The 18,818-nt window shown below is 51.3% G+C and carries 34 protein-coding genes; all 34 read right to left on the bottom strand.

The window, feature by feature from the left end; translation table 11 throughout:
- On the bottom strand, positions 1-795 hold a 795-nt coding region (locus JW953_19875), incomplete at its 3' end, for a hypothetical protein (GenBank protein ID MBN1994964.1).
- Between the two features lie 835 nt (positions 796-1,630).
- Complete coding sequence (gene rpsI, locus JW953_19870; protein ID MBN1994963.1) at positions 1,631-2,035, bottom strand: 30S ribosomal protein S9; 405 nt, start codon at positions 2,033-2,035, stop codon at positions 1,631-1,633.
- Positions 2,036-2,056: 21 nt separating this feature from the next.
- Positions 2,057-2,494 carry a 50S ribosomal protein L13 gene (gene rplM / locus JW953_19865; GenBank protein ID MBN1994962.1) on the bottom strand — a complete coding sequence of 146 codons (438 nt, stop codon included), beginning with the start codon at positions 2,492-2,494 and terminating at the stop codon, positions 2,057-2,059.
- Between the two features lie 97 nt (positions 2,495-2,591).
- Complete coding sequence (truA, locus tag JW953_19860) at positions 2,592-3,359, bottom strand: tRNA pseudouridine(38-40) synthase TruA (protein MBN1994961.1); 768 nt, start codon at positions 3,357-3,359, stop codon at positions 2,592-2,594.
- A gap of 34 nt (positions 3,360-3,393) precedes the next feature.
- Positions 3,394-3,756: a 50S ribosomal protein L17 gene (gene rplQ / locus JW953_19855; GenBank protein MBN1994960.1), complete on the bottom strand. Its 363-nt coding sequence runs from the start codon at positions 3,754-3,756 to the stop codon at positions 3,394-3,396.
- Between the two features lie 25 nt (positions 3,757-3,781).
- Positions 3,782-4,750: a DNA-directed RNA polymerase subunit alpha gene (locus JW953_19850; GenBank protein ID MBN1994959.1), complete on the bottom strand. Its 969-nt coding sequence runs from the start codon at positions 4,748-4,750 to the stop codon at positions 3,782-3,784.
- 284 nt (positions 4,751-5,034) lie between these two features.
- The gene (gene rpsD / locus JW953_19845) at positions 5,035-5,670 is read right to left on the bottom strand and encodes a 30S ribosomal protein S4 (protein ID MBN1994958.1); all 636 of its coding nucleotides are present in this window, start codon (positions 5,668-5,670) and stop codon (positions 5,035-5,037) included.
- A gap of 120 nt (positions 5,671-5,790) precedes the next feature.
- Positions 5,791-6,189, bottom strand: a complete 399-nt coding sequence (rpsK, locus tag JW953_19840; protein MBN1994957.1) for a 30S ribosomal protein S11 — start codon at positions 6,187-6,189, stop codon at positions 5,791-5,793.
- A 33-nt stretch (positions 6,190-6,222) separates the two neighbouring features.
- On the bottom strand, positions 6,223-6,603 hold the full coding sequence (gene rpsM / locus JW953_19835) for a 30S ribosomal protein S13 (protein MBN1994956.1): 381 nt from the start codon (positions 6,601-6,603) through the stop codon (positions 6,223-6,225).
- A 16-nt stretch (positions 6,604-6,619) separates the two neighbouring features.
- A complete protein-coding gene (gene rpmJ / locus JW953_19830) occupies positions 6,620-6,733 on the bottom strand; it encodes a 50S ribosomal protein L36 (GenBank protein MBN1994955.1) in 114 nt (37 codons plus the stop codon).
- 17 nt (positions 6,734-6,750) lie between these two features.
- Positions 6,751-7,542 (bottom strand): type I methionyl aminopeptidase, encoded by a 792-nt coding sequence (gene map / locus JW953_19825; GenBank protein ID MBN1994954.1) that lies wholly within the window; start codon positions 7,540-7,542, stop codon positions 6,751-6,753.
- Between the two features lie 72 nt (positions 7,543-7,614).
- Positions 7,615-8,931, bottom strand: coding sequence for a preprotein translocase subunit SecY (secY, locus tag JW953_19820; GenBank protein ID MBN1994953.1), 1,317 nt, complete (start codon positions 8,929-8,931; stop codon positions 7,615-7,617).
- 46 nt (positions 8,932-8,977) lie between these two features.
- The gene (gene rplO / locus JW953_19815) at positions 8,978-9,451 is read right to left on the bottom strand and encodes a 50S ribosomal protein L15 (protein MBN1994952.1); all 474 of its coding nucleotides are present in this window, start codon (positions 9,449-9,451) and stop codon (positions 8,978-8,980) included.
- A 14-nt stretch (positions 9,452-9,465) separates the two neighbouring features.
- A complete protein-coding gene (gene rpmD, locus JW953_19810) occupies positions 9,466-9,657 on the bottom strand; it encodes a 50S ribosomal protein L30 (protein ID MBN1994951.1) in 192 nt (63 codons plus the stop codon).
- Positions 9,657-10,184, bottom strand: a complete 528-nt coding sequence (rpsE, locus tag JW953_19805) for a 30S ribosomal protein S5 (GenBank protein ID MBN1994950.1) — start codon at positions 10,182-10,184, stop codon at positions 9,657-9,659. Before rpsE ends, rpmD begins: the two co-directional genes overlap by 1 nt.
- 121 nt (positions 10,185-10,305) lie before the next feature.
- The gene (rplR, locus tag JW953_19800) at positions 10,306-10,665 is read right to left on the bottom strand and encodes a 50S ribosomal protein L18 (protein MBN1994949.1); all 360 of its coding nucleotides are present in this window, start codon (positions 10,663-10,665) and stop codon (positions 10,306-10,308) included.
- 26 nt (positions 10,666-10,691) lie between these two features.
- A complete protein-coding gene (gene rplF / locus JW953_19795; protein ID MBN1994948.1) occupies positions 10,692-11,234 on the bottom strand; it encodes a 50S ribosomal protein L6 in 543 nt (180 codons plus the stop codon).
- A 36-nt stretch (positions 11,235-11,270) separates the two neighbouring features.
- On the bottom strand, positions 11,271-11,675 hold the full coding sequence (gene rpsH, locus JW953_19790) for a 30S ribosomal protein S8 (protein ID MBN1994947.1): 405 nt from the start codon (positions 11,673-11,675) through the stop codon (positions 11,271-11,273).
- A 60-nt stretch (positions 11,676-11,735) separates the two neighbouring features.
- Positions 11,736-11,918, bottom strand: a complete 183-nt coding sequence (locus JW953_19785; protein MBN1994946.1) for a type Z 30S ribosomal protein S14 — start codon at positions 11,916-11,918, stop codon at positions 11,736-11,738.
- 7 nt (positions 11,919-11,925) lie between these two features.
- The gene (gene rplE / locus JW953_19780; protein ID MBN1994945.1) at positions 11,926-12,465 is read right to left on the bottom strand and encodes a 50S ribosomal protein L5; all 540 of its coding nucleotides are present in this window, start codon (positions 12,463-12,465) and stop codon (positions 11,926-11,928) included.
- Positions 12,466-12,478: 13 nt separating this feature from the next.
- Positions 12,479-12,844 (bottom strand): 50S ribosomal protein L24, encoded by a 366-nt coding sequence (rplX, locus tag JW953_19775; protein MBN1994944.1) that lies wholly within the window; start codon positions 12,842-12,844, stop codon positions 12,479-12,481.
- Positions 12,845-12,859: 15 nt separating this feature from the next.
- A complete protein-coding gene (gene rplN, locus JW953_19770; GenBank protein MBN1994943.1) occupies positions 12,860-13,231 on the bottom strand; it encodes a 50S ribosomal protein L14 in 372 nt (123 codons plus the stop codon).
- Positions 13,232-13,252: 21 nt separating this feature from the next.
- Positions 13,253-13,507: a 30S ribosomal protein S17 gene (gene rpsQ, locus JW953_19765; protein ID MBN1994942.1), complete on the bottom strand. Its 255-nt coding sequence runs from the start codon at positions 13,505-13,507 to the stop codon at positions 13,253-13,255.
- 44 nt (positions 13,508-13,551) lie between these two features.
- Positions 13,552-13,752, bottom strand: coding sequence for a 50S ribosomal protein L29 (rpmC, locus tag JW953_19760; protein ID MBN1994941.1), 201 nt, complete (start codon positions 13,750-13,752; stop codon positions 13,552-13,554).
- Between the two features lie 15 nt (positions 13,753-13,767).
- Entirely contained in the window at positions 13,768-14,178 is a 411-nt protein-coding gene (gene rplP / locus JW953_19755; GenBank protein ID MBN1994940.1) for a 50S ribosomal protein L16, read from the bottom strand.
- Positions 14,179-14,231: 53 nt separating this feature from the next.
- Positions 14,232-14,909, bottom strand: a complete 678-nt coding sequence (gene rpsC, locus JW953_19750; GenBank protein ID MBN1994939.1) for a 30S ribosomal protein S3 — start codon at positions 14,907-14,909, stop codon at positions 14,232-14,234.
- Positions 14,910-15,079: 170 nt separating this feature from the next.
- Positions 15,080-15,442, bottom strand: coding sequence for a 50S ribosomal protein L22 (gene rplV, locus JW953_19745; GenBank protein MBN1994938.1), 363 nt, complete (start codon positions 15,440-15,442; stop codon positions 15,080-15,082).
- 22 nt (positions 15,443-15,464) lie between these two features.
- Positions 15,465-15,743: a 30S ribosomal protein S19 gene (gene rpsS, locus JW953_19740; GenBank protein MBN1994937.1), complete on the bottom strand. Its 279-nt coding sequence runs from the start codon at positions 15,741-15,743 to the stop codon at positions 15,465-15,467.
- Positions 15,744-15,760: 17 nt separating this feature from the next.
- On the bottom strand, positions 15,761-16,597 hold the full coding sequence (gene rplB, locus JW953_19735; GenBank protein ID MBN1994936.1) for a 50S ribosomal protein L2: 837 nt from the start codon (positions 16,595-16,597) through the stop codon (positions 15,761-15,763).
- Positions 16,598-16,602: 5 nt separating this feature from the next.
- On the bottom strand, positions 16,603-16,896 hold the full coding sequence (gene rplW, locus JW953_19730) for a 50S ribosomal protein L23 (GenBank protein MBN1994935.1): 294 nt from the start codon (positions 16,894-16,896) through the stop codon (positions 16,603-16,605).
- Between the two features lie 76 nt (positions 16,897-16,972).
- Positions 16,973-17,599 (bottom strand): 50S ribosomal protein L4, encoded by a 627-nt coding sequence (gene rplD / locus JW953_19725; protein MBN1994934.1) that lies wholly within the window; start codon positions 17,597-17,599, stop codon positions 16,973-16,975.
- A gap of 11 nt (positions 17,600-17,610) precedes the next feature.
- Entirely contained in the window at positions 17,611-18,240 is a 630-nt protein-coding gene (gene rplC / locus JW953_19720; GenBank protein ID MBN1994933.1) for a 50S ribosomal protein L3, read from the bottom strand.
- Positions 18,241-18,371: 131 nt separating this feature from the next.
- The gene (gene rpsJ, locus JW953_19715) at positions 18,372-18,677 is read right to left on the bottom strand and encodes a 30S ribosomal protein S10 (GenBank protein ID MBN1994932.1); all 306 of its coding nucleotides are present in this window, start codon (positions 18,675-18,677) and stop codon (positions 18,372-18,374) included.
- Between the two features lie 53 nt (positions 18,678-18,730).
- Positions 18,731-18,818 (bottom strand): hypothetical protein (locus JW953_19710; GenBank protein ID MBN1994931.1); only part of this gene is annotated, 88 nt, incomplete at its 5' end.

The following is an 18,818-nucleotide window of genomic DNA, read 5'->3' as shown; positions in this document are numbered from 1 at the left end:
GTCACCGCTGAGATCGGCCAGGGTCTCGGTGCTGGCGGAATAAAAGCCACCATCGTTGGGCATGGGGAAATACAGTTTCCTGGCCTCGATATTGAGAAGCGCACGGCTGGGAGTGTCGTCGAGGTTCCAGCCTTCTTCTTCTTCATGGTTTCCCGTGGTCAGGTAGATTGGCACCGATTGACCTATCCCCCCGAAGTAACTGGTGCCGCGCCACTGTTGGTACCTGTTATTGTACGCGGATTGTGATTCGGCCACTTCGTCAACCATAAAAGTATCGCCAAGATCTACATGGAAATCCGGGCTGCCATTCAAGATATTCGTGGCTGTATTTGTGCCGAAAGTACCGTGAGAGTCTGACGTCACTGTAAATACGAATGACTCACCTTCAGCGCGCTGGGTGTGGAACGTGTGTTCAGCCCGTACTTCGGAATCACCATCAGTCACACTCCCATCCGCGTCGTAGACCATCCGGTAGTAATAGCGTGTATTGGGACTAAGACCTGTGATGGTGACTTCGTGCGGCTCACCGCCGGTAGCAGTTACCGGCGTCGTCTGCCCAGTGTACACCCCTGAAGAAGTCCCGTATTCATAATAGTACTCGATGGTCGAAGCAGGGACGATATTGATTGTGATCGAGGTATCTGTCGGCTTACCGAGCAGTTCCCCTCCGGTAAAGGTTGTCGTGTCCAACAGTGGCGCAGCCTGGGCCGGCGCCACGGCGCCGCCTACACCCAATAAACATACGATTAAAAGTGTTAAAAAGATAGGAAAAGTAAGGATACGCTTGGGGTTCATGATTGCTCCTCCTAAAGGATTACTAAAAAAGGGTTTGAATTTTGGCCGGATAGGACCAGCATAATTCCAGTCCTACTCCAATACATTATCTAAATAACCCAATGTAGGGCTGTCGGCTTACTGCTCATTGCCACCGATAGGTTATTAATGAATAGTCACACCAGATATGCCTTTTTCGGTAACGATACCGGTATCGTTACCGAAAAAGGCGCGAAATACGATCGCTCGTTCATGTTAAGAACGAACGAATTCGACAAAGGCTCTCTCGGTTGGAGAGATACCGGCTTACTGGCGACTATCTAGCGCCAGTTTGCTGACTTATTTTGATGGAAGGAAACGGCCCCAAAAATACTGACGCGAGTCAAAAACAGTCAAGTTTAATGATACATTACCTGTGTTTTGACATGATAATCCCAATAATCAGGGTATATCCAATTATTATAGGAATTACGCAGTTGAAAGGTAACAGTCACTTTTTGCTGAAAGTTTTACATAGAATTTGCTCAAATCAACCAAATTTTACAATGCTTAAGTGATTGTTACCTGATATTTTTTACCAACCACGTAAATCCTATCTTGGTGAAAATTTACAGAAAACAACTGAAAGGAATAGAAAAACTATCTCATATCTTCCTTAGAAAGCCATATAAAAAATATAGGAAAACGGTTAGAGTATACAAATTAGGGGATGACTTGCCGACAAAGGGGGGATGGGAGTTTAGACGAACCCCAGCGGAGGTAAAAATTATCCACCAGCCAGGTTGGCTGGCTTAATAATATGCGCGTGGTCAAACCGGGGATGGGTTATTGAGACCCACCCCCGGTAAAAATCAAATTAACGTTTGGTATACTGCGGCGCTTTGCGGGCCCGTTTGAGGCCGGGCTTTTTGCGCTCTTTGGCCCGGGCATCGCGGGTGAGCATGCCGTGTTCGCGCAAGATCTGGCGATAATCAGGGTCGGCTTTGAGCAAGGCCCGGGCAACGCCCAAACGCACCGCCTCCGCCTGCCCATTCACGCCGCCGCCGTTTACTTTAACACTAACGTTAAAACTGCCTTCCGCGCCGGTTACCTGCAAAGGTTGAACCGCGTTCATCCGGTCTACCGCCCGCGAAAAATACTCGGCCAGGGGCTTATCATTGGCTACAAAACTGCCTTCACCTTCCGGGTACAACCGCACTCGGGCGGTGGCCTCTTTGCGCCGGCCCAGTCCTTCGTAATAAGCTACTTGACTTTCTGCCATAATTCAACTCTCTTCTAATAATTATAGTTCGATGGGCTTGGGCTGCTGGGCCTGATGAGGGTGGTTGGGGCCAGCATACACCTTGAGCTTTTTGAACATTCGCCGCCCCAGCCGATTTCTGGGCAACATGCCGCGCACTGCGCTTTCGATCACCCGGTTGGGGAATTTTTGCAACTGATCCCGCAGGGTTACTTCCTTCAATCCACCGGGGTAACCGGAGTGGCGATAATATCTTTTCTGAACCATCTTTTGACCCGTCACGTGGATTTTTTCCGCATTGACCACAATCACGTAATCGCCGCAGTCTACGTGAGGGGTAAAACAAGCTTTATTTTTGCCGCGCAAAATTGAGGCGATTTGCGTTGCCAAACGGCCCAGGGTCTGTCCCTGCGCATCAACTACATACCAATCGCGCTGAATATCTTGCTCTCTGGCGCTTTGCGTTATCTTTGCTGTCATTTATTCCGTCTCCAGACAAAATACCATCTGTTTCACAGTTCCCCAATTCACCCAGGTAAAAATGAGAAAACTTTGGGTTTATCCGAGAACGCTATAATTACCCTTTATCGCGCTCCACTTCGTCGGGATAAGTCACCCGCACCAAACACAAACCTTGAGCCGGGGCGGGCGCCGCAGAGCGAGTCAAGTCTCGGGCCTCAAGAATTTGCTTCATTTCAGCCACGGCCAATCGCCCCAGGCCAATCTCTAGCAACGTGCCCACAATAGTTCTGACCATCCGATACAAAAAAGCATTGGCCGTTATGACAAACACCAGCCGGTCACCCTCTTCCACCCACTCGGCCTGCGTTATTTCACGGATGGTAACTTCACCTTGGGGCGGTTTGCCAAACGAGGCAAAATCATGGACCCCCAGCAAATAGCCACCGGCCTGGTTCATCGCCGCCAGGTTCAGCTTTTCACGCACGTGATACACATAGCGGCGCTGCAAAACACTGGGCCAACACCGGTTAATAACGGTATACCGATACGAGCGGCTCAACGCCCTGAAGCGGGGCTGAAAATCAGGAGCGACAATTTTTAAATCGGTGATGGCCACGTCATCCGGCAAGTTGGCGTTCAAGGCCCGCTGCAAGTTGATTAACGGATGTTTCCAAACGGCATTAAACGCAATCACTTGCCCGGTGGCATGCACCCCGGCGTCGGTTCTACCGGCGCCGTCAATGCGGATGGCGGTCCCGGTTACTTTTTCCAGCGATTTTTCCAGTTCGCCCTGAACGGTACGGCCGGTTGCTTGAATCTGATACCCCAAAAAATCTGTGCCGTCATATTCAACCGTGGCCCGATAGCGATGTTGGGGAGTCACCAATTACCATCCGGTGCAGGGCAATCCTGTGGCCCTACGACTCTACCCCTACTAACTCAATCTGAGCCATTTTGGCCGCATCGCCCTGGCGAGGCCCCAATTTATAGATGCGGGTATAACCGCCATCTCGACTTTCCATCAGCGGGCCAATTTCGTCAAATAGCTTCTGCAAAACCGCCGGGTCGTGAATCTCTCGGGCGGCCAGGCGGCGGGCATGCAAGTCACCCTGTCGGGCCAGAGTAATCAATCGTTCGGCCACCGGTTGCACGGCTTTGGCTTTGGCTTCGGTTGTTTTTATCTTGTTGTGCCGAAATAACTCGGTGGCTAAATTTCTAAATAGGGCCTTACGATGTTTGGTTGAACGGCCCAGCTTTTTCCCCATTACATTGTGTCGCATAACTTCGTCTCCTCAACCTATCGGCCTACTCTGCGGCCAGCGATGAGCGCAACTGGGCAATGTCTTCTTCTTCCAGCATGCCCAGGTAACCTTTTTCCTCTAAACGGTCCATCAATTCATCCAACGACTTTTGCCCAAAGTTGCGAATAGCCAGAATTTCATCCTGTCCTTTTTTGATTTTGTCCAAAATTTCGCCCACCTGGGTAATGCCGGCCCGTTTGAGGCAATTGTAGGCCCTAACGGTCAATTCCAATTCTTCAATGGGTGTTTCGTAAACTTTGTTGGGAATACCACCTTCTTCTTCAGCCTCAACCGGCACCTCAATTTCAGTAACACCGGAGATAAGCGAAAAATGTTGCACCAATATCTTGGCCGCCTCACTGAGCGCATCGTGGGGCGAAAGAGTGCCATCGGTGGTAATTTCCAACAATAAACGGTCATAGTCGGTAGCCTGGCCAATCCTGGCCCGTTCAACCACAAAGTTGGCTTTGCGGATGGGGCTAAAGATGGCGTCTACGGGTATTTCGCCAATGGGCAGTTTGCCCCGCTCTTCCGCCGGCGAATAACCGCGCCCCATTTGCACCACCACTTCAATATCTACCTCGGCGTCGGGCGAATCGGCCGTCAACAGGTGCAGGTCAGGATTAACAATTTCAACATGCGGCGGACATTCAAAATCACCGGCGCTAATGTCGCCCTCGCCCTTCACTTCTATTCTCAAACGGGCAGACTCGTTTTGGGGCAATTTCAGCCTGAGTTGTTTGATATTTAAGATCAGCGCGGTCATATCCTCGCGCACGTGGGGAATATCAGAAAACTCATGATGCACCCCACTAACGCGCACAGAAGTGACCGCGGCCCCGGTGAGCGACGAGAGCAAAACGCGGCGCAGCGCATTGCCTAGGGTAATGCCATATCCGCTTTCCAGGGGGCCGATGCTAAATTGACCAAAACTCCGGGAGTTGGCTAACGTTTCTATCTTGGGTAAAACCATGCTAACTTCAGACAATTGGACACCCTCCAATTACAACTACGCTAAGGGCCGGAAACCGAATAACCTAGATATTTTGTAACCCACCCCCTCATTACCGTACTTTGGGTAACAAATCAAGTCTTTCAAATACAAAAGTTATTCAACCCCTGACCCTACCATCTTCCTGTCAACAAGCGCCCGGCCCCAAAACTTTCCGGCCCGGGCCTAACATTTCAACCTATCTAATCTGATGAAACCAGCGTCAACCCAATTTCTTCAAAAACAAGAATATCACAGGCTAGACGCTACCGGCTGTAATACTCAACAATCAGTTGCTCATTAAGGGTGATGTCAATTTGATCGCGGGTGGGCAAACTCAATACTTCCCCCGCCAGACTCTTGGTATCCAACCTCAACCAACCCGGCGCCCGGCCTTCATCCAATCCTTTGGCTATGTCTTTGAAAAAAGTGCTCGTTTTACTGCTCTCGCTAACGGCTATTTTATCGCCCACAGAAACCTGAAATGAGGGCACGTTTGTTTTACGGCCATTTACTTCAAAATGGCCGTGCGAGATCAATTGCCGGGCTTGAGCGCGCGAGGAGGCTATCCCTAAACGATAAAGCACATTATCCAGGCGACTTTCTAAAATGATCAACATATTTTCGCCGGTCAGGCCCTTGTGCCGTTGGGCCTGGGCAAAATAACGGCGAAACTGGCGTTCAAACACGCCATACAAACGGCGTACTTTTTGCTTTTCTCTTAACTGCAAGCCATAGTCAGACTCTTTGCGCTGAAATTGCGCCTGACGGCCATGCTGTCCGGGCGGGTAAGACCGTCTTTCAAAAGCGCACTTTTGCGAAAAACAACGGTCGCCCTTGAGAAAGAGTTTTTCTCCTTCACGCCGGCATTGTTTACAAACTGAATCTACATAACGCGCCAATTTGTTCCTCCTGTATAAAGATTAAAAGAGGTTTACAGGTTTGGCTATACCCTTCGTCCCTCTAAACAAATCAAAAATTATTTCTTGCGAAAAATCAGAAGATTTTTCGCTTCTAATTTTTTATACTCTGCGCTTTTTGGGCGGGCGGCAGCCATTATGCGGAATAGGCGTTTTGTCCGTAATTGAGCGCAGTAACATATCGGCGGCTTGCAAAGCCCGAATCGCGGCTTCACGGCCGGGACCAGGCCCTTTAACAAATACGTCTAACTCCCGCAGGCCGTGCTCTTGAGCCGTTTGGGCTGCGCTTTTAGCCGCCAACTGGGCCGCATAAGGCGTGCTTTTACGCGACCCTTTGAAACCACTCGTGCCGCCGCTGGCCCAACTAATCACATTACCCTGTTGATCCGTAATGGTGATAATAGTATTGTTAAAGGTTGCATAAATATAAGCGCGGCCGTACGGGATATTCTTCCGTTCTTTTTTACCGCCTGCGCGGCCTCGAGTTTTTTGCTTTGCCATAAATCCTCTTTTTCGTCGTTAATACACGCAAATTTACTTGCGAGCAGCTCGTTTCCTACCCGCCACTGTTCTCCGGGCGCCACGTTTGGTCCGGGCATTGGTCCGAGTCCGCTGACCATGCACCGGCAAATTCCGCCGATGGCGCAGGCCGCGGTAACAACCAATTTCTTGCAGTCGTTTTATGTTTAAGCCAACCTCGCGCCGCAAGTCACCTTCAACCACGTAGTCGCGGTCAATGACTTCACGCAATTGGTTGACCTCTGCTTCAGACAGGTCTTTGATCCGGGTATCCGGGTTAATGCCTGTGTCTCCCAGAACTTTTTGACTGGTAGATAGACCAATCCCATAAATATAGGTTAGCCCAATTTCCACCCGTTTGTTACGGGGCAAGTCAAAGCCAGCAATACGAGCCATACGCCTTTCTCCTTACTTATCCTTGACGCTGCTTATGCTTAGGATTGGTGCAAATTACGCGCACCACCCCCCGGCGTTTGATAATTTTACAATTGTCACATCTACGTTTTACAGAAGGCTTTACTTTCATGATCCCAATCCCTATTTCTACAATAACGTTAAAATGTCAGGCTCACCGTCGGTCACCGCAAAGGTATGTTCAAAATGGGCCGATAACTGCCCATCTGCGGTCACTACCGTCCAATGGTCATTTAACAACTTGGTCTCCCACGTGCCAATATTAACCATTGGTTCTAGGGCAATGGTCATTCCCTTTTTCAGGCGTACGCCCTTACCCTGTTCGCCAAAATTTGGCACTTGAGGGTCTTCGTGCATGTTCCGGCCTACGCCGTGCCCGGTGTATTCTCGCACCACGCTGTAGCCATGCTGCTCTACGTAATTTTGCACGGCGGCAGAAATATCGCCGGTGCGCCGGCTCACCCGGCCCTGGGCAATCCCTTCGTAGAGCGATTGCTCGGTTACCTCCAGCAAACGGCGGGCTTCTGCTGAAATCTTACCGATGGGGATGGTGAGGGCGGCATCTCCCACCCAACCCTTGTAGTAGGCCCCACAATCTACGCTAAAAATATCTCCTGCCTGCAACACTTTACCTTTGCCGGGGATACCGTGGACCAGTTCATTGTTAATGCAGGCCGTAATGGCCGCCGGAAACGGCGGCAAACCCGGCCGTTGATTTGGATAACCCTTAAAAACCGGCGTGGCTTTGCGCCGCAACAAAGCAGCCTCTGCTATTTGGTTCAATTGAGCCGTGCTAATACCAGGCTGCGCGTGCCGCCGAACTTCATCAAGAACCTGGGCCACAATTTTACCTGCCTGCCGCATCAACTCAATTTCTTCTTTCGACTTCAACACAATCCGTCGTTTGGTGGTTCTAAACATTTTGGCAGGTATTATCTTTATAAACTACACAAGGTCGGTGGTAAAACTTTGCCGGCCGTTAACCCACTTATTCTAACCAATAAACCCTTCGTAGTGGCGCATCAAAAGTTGAGCTTCAAGCTGCTTCATTGTATCCAGCACCACTCCAACCACAATCAGCAAACCGGTGCTGGTAATAATCAACGCGGATGTCTGCGTGTCGCTTCCGCTGATCAAACCAACCAGCCAGGGCAAAATGGCCACGCCGCCCAGCAACAAGGCTCCCACCAGGGTAATCCGCTGCAACACCGTGTTCAAATAAACCTCCGTGCGTTTGCCGGGGCGCAAACCGGGGATAAATCCGCCCTGGCGCTGCAAGTTTTCGGACAGGTTTTGCTGCTTGAAAATTACGTCGGTATAAAAGTAAGTAAAACCAACAACCAATAGAAAATAGAAAATCCAGTAAAGCCAGGCGTCACTGGCCGGGCTAAAATTCCGTACAATAAACCCTGATACGCCGGCGATGAATTGATTCTCGCTATATTGGAAGGAGTTAGCCAGAGCGCTTGGAAAAATCATCAACGATTGGGCAAAGATGAGCGGGATCATCCCGGCGCTGTTCACCCGCAGCGGAATGTGGGAACTCTGCCCGCCATATACTTTGGTGCCTCGCACGCGCTTGCCATACTGCACCGGAATGCGGCGCTGTCCTTCCTGCACCACGGCAATCACGGCAATGGTCAACACGGTGATGATTGAGAATAAGATCAAATTGACCCAATCTCCCCGGCTGATAAAGCTACCGATCTGGTTGGGAATTTGGGCCACAATACCGCCAAAGATAATAATTGACACCCCATTGCCAATGCCCTGCTCGGTAATGAGTTCGCCCATCCACACGGCCACCATTGTGCCGGCGGTCATCGTCAGCAGGGTGGCCATAGTAGTCAATGGCGACACCCCAAAACCAAAATCATCCATAATCCCCGGAATTGAGTTTTGGATAAAAACAACCTGGGCATACGCCTGTAACATCGCCAGGGGCACGGTGAGCCAATGGGTATACATGGTGATTTTTTGGCGCCCCTGCTCGCCCTCTTTAGAAAGCTCTTGCAACTGCGGGATCAGCGGGGTTAGAAGCTGCATAATAATTGAGGCGGTAATATAGGGATACACGCCCATGGCCATCACCGACAGGCGGGTCAAAGCCCCCCCGGACAACAGATTCAAAAACTGCACAATGGTGCTGCCCTGCTGGCCTGACTCCAAAAAATTTCTCAGCGCCTCAACATCAACGCCCGGCACCGGCACATTGGCCGCCGCCCGATAAATCACCAAGATCAATAACGTAAAAACAATTTTGCGCCGTAAATCTGGCAGGGTGAATGCGTTTCTTATGGCTTCTAACATAGTTCAATTCTCAATTCTCAATGATCAATGCCAGCTTATTCACTGTTCATTGCTGCATTGTTTGCTTAAACGGCAAAACCTCAACTGTGCCGCCGGCCGCCTCAATCTTTTCCTTGGCGCTTTTCGAGAAACGGTGGGCTTTCACCGTTAAAGCCGTAGACAATTCACCATCACCTAAAATAGCCACGGCTTTATCAGAACGTTTAATCATCCCGGCTTCAAGCAAAGTTTCAGGCATCACCACCTGGTCGCTATCGCCAAATTTTTCTTGCAAACGTCCCACGTTGATGGGTTTGTATTCAACGCGCCAGATATTGGTAAAACCGCGTCGGAAAGGTAAACGGCGCACCAGCGGCAGTTGGCCGCCTTCAAAGAAAGGCCCTTTGCCCCCGCCAGAACGAGCGCCTTGTCCCTTCATCCCCCGGCCACTTGTTTTACCCATACCCGAGCCGGTGCCACGGCCAACTCGTTTTTTATTCTTTTTGCTTCCTTCGGCAGGTCTTAAGTTGTGCAGTTTCATAACCCAGCGGCTCCTTATTCTTCAACCTTTACCAGATGCGCAACCTTGTGAATCATCCCTCTAATCACGGGCGTATCCTTATGCTCAACAGTTTGACCCATCCGCCGCAAGCCCAAGGCCCACACGGTATTCTTTTGACGAGTAGAGTAACCAATTGCACTCTTTACCCAGGTCACCTTTAAGGTCTTAGCCTTTTTCTTCGCCATTATTCTCTCTCCGCTATCCAGAATGGCTGAACCCGGCTGACGGGCAAGCCCCGATTTTGGGCCACTTCAATGGGGTCCTGCAACTCATTCAGCGCCTTCACCGTAGCCTTGACCACGTTCAAAATGTTGGCGCTGCCCTTACTTTTGGTCAAAATATCGCGGATGCCGGCAGCCTCAACCACGGCCCGCACCCCGCCGCCGGCAATCACGCCGGTGCCGGGGGCAGCCGGCTTTAAGAATACTTCGGCAGCGCTAAAACGAGTGGTAATTTCGTGCGGGATGGTGGTCCCGGTCATAGCAATTTTGCGCATGTTGCGTTTGGCCTGTTCAGACCCTTTGCGAATGGCATCCGGCACTTCGCGGGCTTTGCCAATGCCCACGCCCACGCGGCCCTGGTTATCGCCTACTACCACCACCGCCCGGAAACTAAAACGACGGCCGCCTTTTACCACTTTAGCTGTGCGCGCAATATGCACCACCCGCTCATCAAGCTCTTCAATCACGTCTTCAAATTCACGTTTTGCCATAACTTCTCCCTGCGTACGCTTTGGCAGAACCGGCCAAAGCTCGTCAAAGGTTTCAGATTTTTCGCCAGTTTTCTTGTTCCCACACTCGGCTTGGGAACGTTATCAAACCTTGTGCCAAGCCTTAAAATTTCAACCCGGCCTCACGTGAAGCTTCAGCCAGGGCCTTTACCCGACCGTGATATTTGTAACCACCCCGATCAAAAACCACCTCGCTGATCCCTGCTTCCAGAGCGCGCTCAGCCACCAACTGGCCTACCTGTTTAGCCTGTTCTGTTTTGGTGACTTTTTTCTTGGCGTCAATGTCTAAACTGGATGCGGCGGTCAGAGTGACGCCTTTGGTGTCATCAACCACCTGCGCATAAATGTGATTCAGGCTGCGAAACACATTCAGACGAGGCCGTTCGGTTGTACCGTGCAAATGGTTCCGCACCCGGGCCTGGCGGCGCTTTCTGGCAACATGCTTTGGATTAGTTTTGCTCATAATAACGTTTTGCCTCCACTCAACCCCTAAGCCTTACCGGCCTTACCGGCCTTGCGCCGAACTCGTTCATTAACATAACGGATTCCCTTACCCTTGTAAGGCTCCGGCGGGCGGGTCCGGCGCACCCGGGCTGCAATCTCACCCACTACCTCTTTATCAATCCCCATCACCGCCAATTCGCGTCCGGTCTTATCTACCTCAAAGCTAATTCCCTCTGGCGGCTCAAACACAACCGGGTGCGAATAACCTACATTTAATTCCAGGTTCTTACCCTGTAACCCGGCGCGATAGCCAACCCCCTCAATATACAATTCGCGTTTAAAACCATCGCTCACGCCGGTCACCATATTATAAAGTAAAGCGCGCACCAGACCATGCTTGGCCCGATGGAGGCGATGATCGCTGGAACGGGCGGCCACAATCTGCCCATCTTCCTCTTTCAGCTCAATTTCCGGCGGAAAATCCCGGCTCAACTCGCCCTTGGGGCCTTTAACCACCACTGAATTTTTATTGATTGTAACCGTTACCCCTTTGGGAATAGGGACCGGCAACTTTCCAATTCTCGACATCTTAGCACCTCACCAACGTCTTTTACCTGCTCTGGCCTACCAGACATAACAGAGAACTTCGCCGCCAACGCCCTCACGCCGCGCCTGCCGCCCGGTCATCACCCCTTTGGGGGTTGAAAGAATAGCCACTCCCAACCCGCTTCTCACCCACGGGATATCCTGCCTTTTGCAGTAAACCCGTCGGCCCGGTTTGCTCACCCGCTGCAAGCCCGCAATAACTGATTGCGGATGGCGGTCGCGCGTGTATTTAAGGTGAATCAACAACGTAGAGGTGACCTTGCCAGGTAGAACTTCATAATCGTTGATAAAACCTTCCTCTTTCAGAATCTTGGCCAGCGCCTCCCGCATTTTAGAGGTAGGCATAGCCACTTGCGGGTGCCGCGCAATACCGGCATTTCTAATTCGAGTTAAGGTATCAGCAATAGGGTCTGTTACACTCATTCTAAAATCCTCTTTAGCCTAGTTACGTTCAAGCTTGGGCCTGTCTGCCGCGCCGGACATTTACCAGCTCGACTTAACCACCCCCGGAATTTTGCCTTGGTTAGCCAACTGCCGAAAACAAATCCGGCATAGGCCAAACCGGCGCATATAAGCGCGCGGACGGCCACACTGGCTGCACCGATTGCGCACCCGCACGGCGTATTTTCGACGTTGTTCCCGGATAGTCATGCATTTTTTTGCCATAGTTTTATTACCTCTTAAAAGGCATCCCCAATAAAGCTAACAGACGACGACCTTCTTCGTCAGTTTTTGCCGTGGTAACAATATTAATTTCCATCCCCCGCACTTTATCAATCTTATCGTAATTGATCTCCGGCCAAACCAACTGTTCCGGCAACCCCACCGTATAATTGCCGCGTCCATCAAAGCTATCGGGCGACACGCCCCGAAAGTCTCGCTGGCGGGCCAGGGCGATATTGCACAGCCTGTCCAAAAAATCCCACATCCGATTCCCGCGCAATGTCACTTTGACCCCAATCGGGTTGCCCTCGCGCAATTTAAACGTAGCAATTGATTTTTTGGCGCGCGTAATCACGGGGCGCTGGCCCGTAATCAGGGCAATGTCGCCGGAGGCATTTTCCAGGGCCTTGGCATTTTGTAGCGCCTCACCCAACCCCACATTAACCACTACCTTTTTAAGGCGCGGGGCTTGATTGACATTGCGGTAATTAAATTCTTTCACTAAAGTTGGTACAATTTCTTCGTTATACCTATCTTTTAACCGAGGCATAATTCCTTACCTGTTATGAAACCTTATCAATGGTAGCGCCGCAGCGTTTGCAAAAGCGCGCTTTTTTACCCTCTTCAACCTTAAAGCCAACCCGCACCGCTTCATCGCAACTGGGACAAACCAACATCACGTTGGAAATATGAAGGGGCAGTTCCACCTCAATAATGCCGGTTTGAGTTCGGGTTTGTCCGGTGGGGCGCTGATGCTTTTTGCGCGTATTCACCCCCCGGATAACCAAACGGTCGCCGTTAGGGTTACGGCCCACGCGCTGCCGCTGGTTGACTTGCCAGGCCCGCAGCACTTTTTCCACTTCGCCTCTGGCCCCAATTTCGTTGCCGCTTATTACCTGAACGGTATCACCTTTTTTAATTTTCTGCATCACACATTCTCCAACCTACAACACTTCCGGGGCTAAAGAGACGATGCGCATAAAGCCTTTTTCGCGCAGTTCGCGGGTCACCGGGCCAAAAATACGAGTCCCGCGCGGCCCTTTGCCTTCGGCGTCTAAAATCACGGCCGCATTATCGTCAAACTTAATATAGGAGCCATCAGGCCGGCCTATTTCTTTGGTGGTGCGCACAATCACCGCGTGCACAATGTCGCCCTTTTTAATGTTGCTTTGGGGCGCAGCCTGTTTCACCGTAGCCACAATCACATCACCCACAATGCCGTAACGGCGATGCGACCCGCCGACTACTTGAATACATAAAATTTCCTTGGCCCCACTATTATCTGCCACCTTCAAGCGACTTTCCTGTTGTATCATGATCATCCTCACCAGATAGAATCAAGCGCCCTTTTCCAAAACTTCAACCAAAGCCCACCGCTTCTCTTTGCTCATTGGCTTTGATTCAATAATCTTCACCATATCGCCCATCCCGGCAGCATTGTTTTCATCATGGGCCTTGTACTTTTTGTGAAAGCGGATCACCTTGCCATAGCGCGTATGGCGCTTAAGCCGTTCCACGCGCACCACAATGGTTTTGTCCATCTTGTCGCTGGTTACGCGACCCACCAAAACTTTTCGTTGCTCTCTGGCCATTTTTACTCCTACACCGTCAAATTAACGGGACTCATCCCGCAGATTTACGCCGCCGCAACCAACTTACGCTCATTTAAAACCGTCTTCATCCGGGCAATATCTCGCTTGAGCAGAGTCATGCGGTTTGGATCTTTCGCCTGCCCAATCGCATATTGGAACCGCAGGTTGAACAACTCGCCGTAGGCTTCCTCTAACCTGGTCATTATCTCTTGGTCAGACATACTGCGAATCTCAAACGCTTTCATTACTTACCTTGCCTCCTAATCCACCCGGCGCACAAATTGGGTTTTTATGGGCAATTTATGAGCGGCCAAACGCATTGCCTCTTTCGCCGTTTCTTCAGGCACGCCGGTAATTTCAAACAAAACCCGGCCCGGTTTAATCACGGCCACCCAATGGTCCACCGAACCTTTACCGCTGCCCATCCGGGTTTCGGCCGGTTTGGCCGTAACCGGCTTATCAGGAAAAACCCGGATCCACAACTTTCCGCCCCGGCGCACGTAACGCACAATCGCCCGGCGCGCCGCTTCTATCTGGCGGCTGGTCATCCAACAAGGTTCCAAAGCTTGCAGGCCATACTCGCCAAAAGAAACCTTGGCCCCCCGAGAAGCCTGGCCTCTCATTCGGCCCCGCATTTGTTTTCTATATTTGACACGCTTAGGCATTAACATAGTAAAAACTCTCTTTTAAGGAGATAATAATTTAATTCCTGTTTATATATGCATTAGGGAGAAACGTAGGCGCCCACCGGCTCTTCTTCTTTGATCTCGGGTAAAACTTCGCCCTTATACACCCACACTTTAATACCAATCTTGCTATAAGTGGTCAGGGCCTCAACATTAGCGTAATCAATATTCGCCCGCAGGGTATGGCGGGGAATACGTCCCTCGCGTTGCGTTTCAGTGCGAGCCATATCGTGGCCGCCCAAACGCCCGCCGCAGGTAATCATCACGCCTTCCGCCCCGGCCTTTATGGCCCGGCGAACCGCCTGTTTCATCGCCCGCCGGTAAGAAATACGACGCTCTAACTGTTGGGCAATACTTTCCCCAATCAGGTGCGCGTTGAGATCAGGATTCTCAACCTCAATCACGTCAATATGCACTTTCTTTTGGGTAAGCGTTTCCAGAGCTTTGCGAAGCTGGTTAACGTTGGCCCCTTTGCGGCCAATCACAATGCCCGGCTTGGCCGTATGAATGATCACCGACACTTGTTTGGCCGCAGGCAGCCGCTCTATTTCCACCTCGGCAATGCTGCCTCGATCATGGGAGCTAAATATCAATTTGCGAATAGCCATATCTTCTTGCAGCAACTCGCGATATTCAGCCCCCTCCGCAAACCAGCGGGCGCGATGATCCTGAATAATCCCTAATCTGAAACCTATTGGATGAACTTTTCGACCCAAGCTGCCATCTCCTTTTGGCGGTGGTTAAGAAGACGTCCCTCACCGGGAACATCCTCAACCCTCATCTTGACCACTGCCGCTGTCTTTTCTTAAATAACTCTCTTTTTCCGGTTTTTCTCGGTTGCCCAAAGTGTGGGTCAGAGAAAAGTTGCTAAGCTCACAAACAAGGCTTAAACCTCGTCTTCCCACTCGCTGTCTTCTGCCAGCACCACCGTAATGTGGGAAACTCGCTTTTTGATGGGCTTATATCGTCCCCGCGCCCCGGCCCGGTATCGCCGCAAGCGGGGGCCTTCATCAACCATAATCTCAGCAATAACCATATCCTCGGCATCAAGCGCGTAGTTCTCTTCGGCGTTGGCCAGCGCGCTTTTAATGGTTTTTGATACCGGTTTCGCCGCTCGATGGGGCAGTAAGGCCAGCATTTGCAAAGCATCTTCCACCCGCATCCCCCGCACGGCGTTCACCATCCGGCGCATTTTGATCGGCGACCCCATGATGTATTTACTCACTGCTCTCACTTGTAAATCAGCCATTGTTCACTACCTAATTAAAATTTTACCGGCGAGACGATCTTTCTTTAGCCAGGTGCCCCCGAAAATAACGGGTCACCACAAACTCGCCCAGGCGATGGCCCACCATATTTTCAGTGATGTAAATGGGCACATGCCGGCGACCATCGTGCACGGCCAGGGTATGCCCGACCATTTGCGGAAAAATTGTACTCGCCCGGGACCAGGTGCGAATAACCCGTTTTTCTCCGGCCGCATTCATTGTCTCTATTTTTTTGAGCAATTTGGGGTCTACAAAAGGCCCCTTCTTTAGCGAACGCGTCATCAGCTACCTTTCCTTCACTAACTTCTTTTTTTACGTCGGCGACGTACAATATATTTGTCGGTTCGTTTGTTTTTGCGGGTTTTGGCTCCCAGGGCCGGTTTGCCCCAAGGAGTTTTGGGACCAGGCATACCAATCGGCGCTGCCCCTTCGCCGCCGCCATGCGGATGGCTGTTGGGGTCCATCGCCGAGCCGCGCACCGTAGGCCGAATACCCAACCAGCGTTTGCGGCCCGCTTTGCCCAATGTAACATTGCCATGGTCAACGTTACCCACTTGGCCAATGGTGGCCAAACAATTTTGGCTAATGAACCGCACTTCGCCGCTGGGCAAACGAACCTGGGCGTAATCACCTTCTTTGGCCATCAACTGGGCCGACGTGCCCGCCGAACGAACCAGTTGGCCGCCTTTGCCCGGCTGCAACTCAATGTTGTGCAGTTGCGTTCCTAACGGGATGCGGTAAATGGGCAATGCATTGCCTACCCGAATTTCAGCGTTGGGGCCAGAGAGCACGGTATCGCCCACTTCCAGGCTGACCGGGGCCAGGATATAACGCTTTTCACCGTCGGCGTAAGTGAGCAGCGCAATCCGCGCCGAGCGATTGGGATCGTACTCTATGGTGGTTACGGTGGCCGGGATGTCATGTTTATCACGCTTAAAATCAATCAGGCGGTAGCGCCGTTTGTGGCCGCTGCCCCGGTGCCGTACCGTGATTTTACCCTGGTTATTGCGGCCGGCCCTTTGTTTGAGCGGCGCAATCAGGCTTTTTTCGGGTTGGGTGCGGGTCACTTCTTCAAACGTTGTCACCGACATCCCTCGCCGCCCGGGCGAAGTTGGTTTATAAACTTTTACAGGCATAATAACTATACCCCTTCAAAGGCTTCAATTCGTTGGCCGGGAGGTAAAGTTACCACCGCTTTTTTGTAAGCCGGTTTGCGCTGAATCCGCTTACGTCCCCAGCGGCCAAATTTGGGCGTGTAATTCATCACCCGAACCTTTACCACATCCACATCAAAAATGTAAGATACGGCTTCGGCAATTTCTACCTTGTTGGCCCAAGAATGGACTATAAACGAATACTGCCCCACTTCCGCAGCCAAATTGCCTTTTTCCGTATTAAGTGGCCGAACAATTATTTTATATGGATTCATTTCCATGATAAGGTCTCCAAAACAAGGAGGTTAGCGCTCAAAAATAATCACTACTTACTGCCCGTGGGCCAATCCCAAACGCTTACGCGGCCAAAAAACCCTCTATCACCGACACCGCCTCTTTGGGCATCAGCACGTAATCGTATCCCAACAGGTCGCGCACGTTCAAATACCCGGCCCGGAGGGTTCTGACATCCTGCAAATTACGGGCGCTCTTTTCCACGTTTTCATTTTGTTCAGGCAAAAGCACCACCACACTGCCTTCAATTTCAAGGTTATCAAGCAACTCCAGCATGTGCACGGTTTTTGGCTCGTCAAACACAAGCTCATCCAGCACCACAATGGCCTCTGCGGCGGCTTTCACCGACAAAGCCGAACGCAACGCCAGCCGCCGCATTTTACGCGGCATATTTTTGCTGTAATCACGCGGCCTGGGTTTATGGGCCTGGCCGCCGCCCACAAAAATCGGCGCTTTGCGATCGCCGTGACGGGCGCGGCCCGTTCCCTTTTGGCGGTACCACTTGGCCGTTGTTCCTCTTACTTCGCCCCGGGTTTTGGTTTTGTGCGTGCCCAGGCGCGCATTCGCCTGCTGCCGCACCAGGGCCTGGTGCATCACCGAGGTGTTTGGCTCAATGCCAAAAACATCGTCCCGCAGTTCCAAATTGCCTACTTTTTTACCGCTGCTGTTCTTAACCGTTACCTTCATCACGCTCTCCTCAGTTAAGCCTTTCGTGCTTCGCGAATAATCAGCAGGCCATTTTTAGCCCCGGGTACAGACCCTCTAACTGCCAACAAATTTTTATCGGCGTCAACCAGGGCCACTTTTAAATTTTGGGCCGTAACCCGGGCGTCACCCATCCGGCCGGCCATGCGCATGCCCTTAAAAACCCGGCCCGGCGTGGAACCCGCGCCAACAGAACCGGAGGCTCGCCAGCGGTCAGACTGGCCGTGGGTTTTGGGGCCGCCGCGGAATCCATGCCGCTTGACCACCCCGGCAAAGCCTTTACCTTTGCTTGTGCCCACCACGTCTACCCGGTCGCCTACTTCAAAAACAGAAACATCTATTTTTTGACCCTCTTCGTAGCCGCCGGGATCGGCCAAACGAAACTCGCGAATATACCGCAAGGGAGGGCAATTTGTTTTTTGCAGGTGGCCGAGCATAGGTTTATTCAATCGCTTTTCGGGGATCTCATCAAAACCCAAAGCAATGGCGCTGTAACCATCTGTTTCTTCAGTTTTCTTTTGGGTTACATAACAAGGCCCGGCTTCGATGATGGTTACCGGAATAACCGTTCCATCATCATCAAAAATTTGGATCATGCCCAGCTTTTTTCCCAGAATTCTTTTCATAGTATCCAACTCTCACTCAGACTCGTTACCAAATCCTGTTTGAGGCCAAATTGGGGCCAGACAATTTTGGTAACATCAAGACCTGGTTTGAACTCGTCAGCAAAAAGCAATTACGACAAGCGCACAAGAATCTATTTAATCTCCACGTCCACGCCGGCCGGCAAATTCAGCCGAACCAGAGCATCAATTGTTTTCGATTGGGGGTCTACCACATCAATCAACCGTTTGTGAGTGCGAATCTCAAATTGTTCGCGCGAATCCTTATCAATGAAGGGCGACCGCAGTACGGTAAACTTCTCGATTTTGGTTGGAAGTGGAACCGGCCCAACCACCACGGCTCCGGTCCGTTCGGCCGTATCTACAATCTGTCGCACGGATTGGTCCAACACTCGATGATCATAAGCTTTCAAGCGAATTCTTATTCTCTGCTTTGCCATAAATACTCCGTTAAATCAGGTAGGCTTTCACCGCGCCAAGGCGCCCGCCAAGTTTATTCCAAAATTTTGGTAATAACGCCAGCGCCAACCGTGCGACCACCCTCTCGAACAGCAAAACGGCTGCCTACTTCCAGCGCCACC

Source organism: Anaerolineae bacterium, assembly GCA_016931895.1.
Classification (GTDB): domain Bacteria; phylum Chloroflexota; class Anaerolineae; order 4572-78; family J111; genus JAFGNV01.
This window is presented reverse-complemented; position numbering and strand designations above follow the sequence as displayed.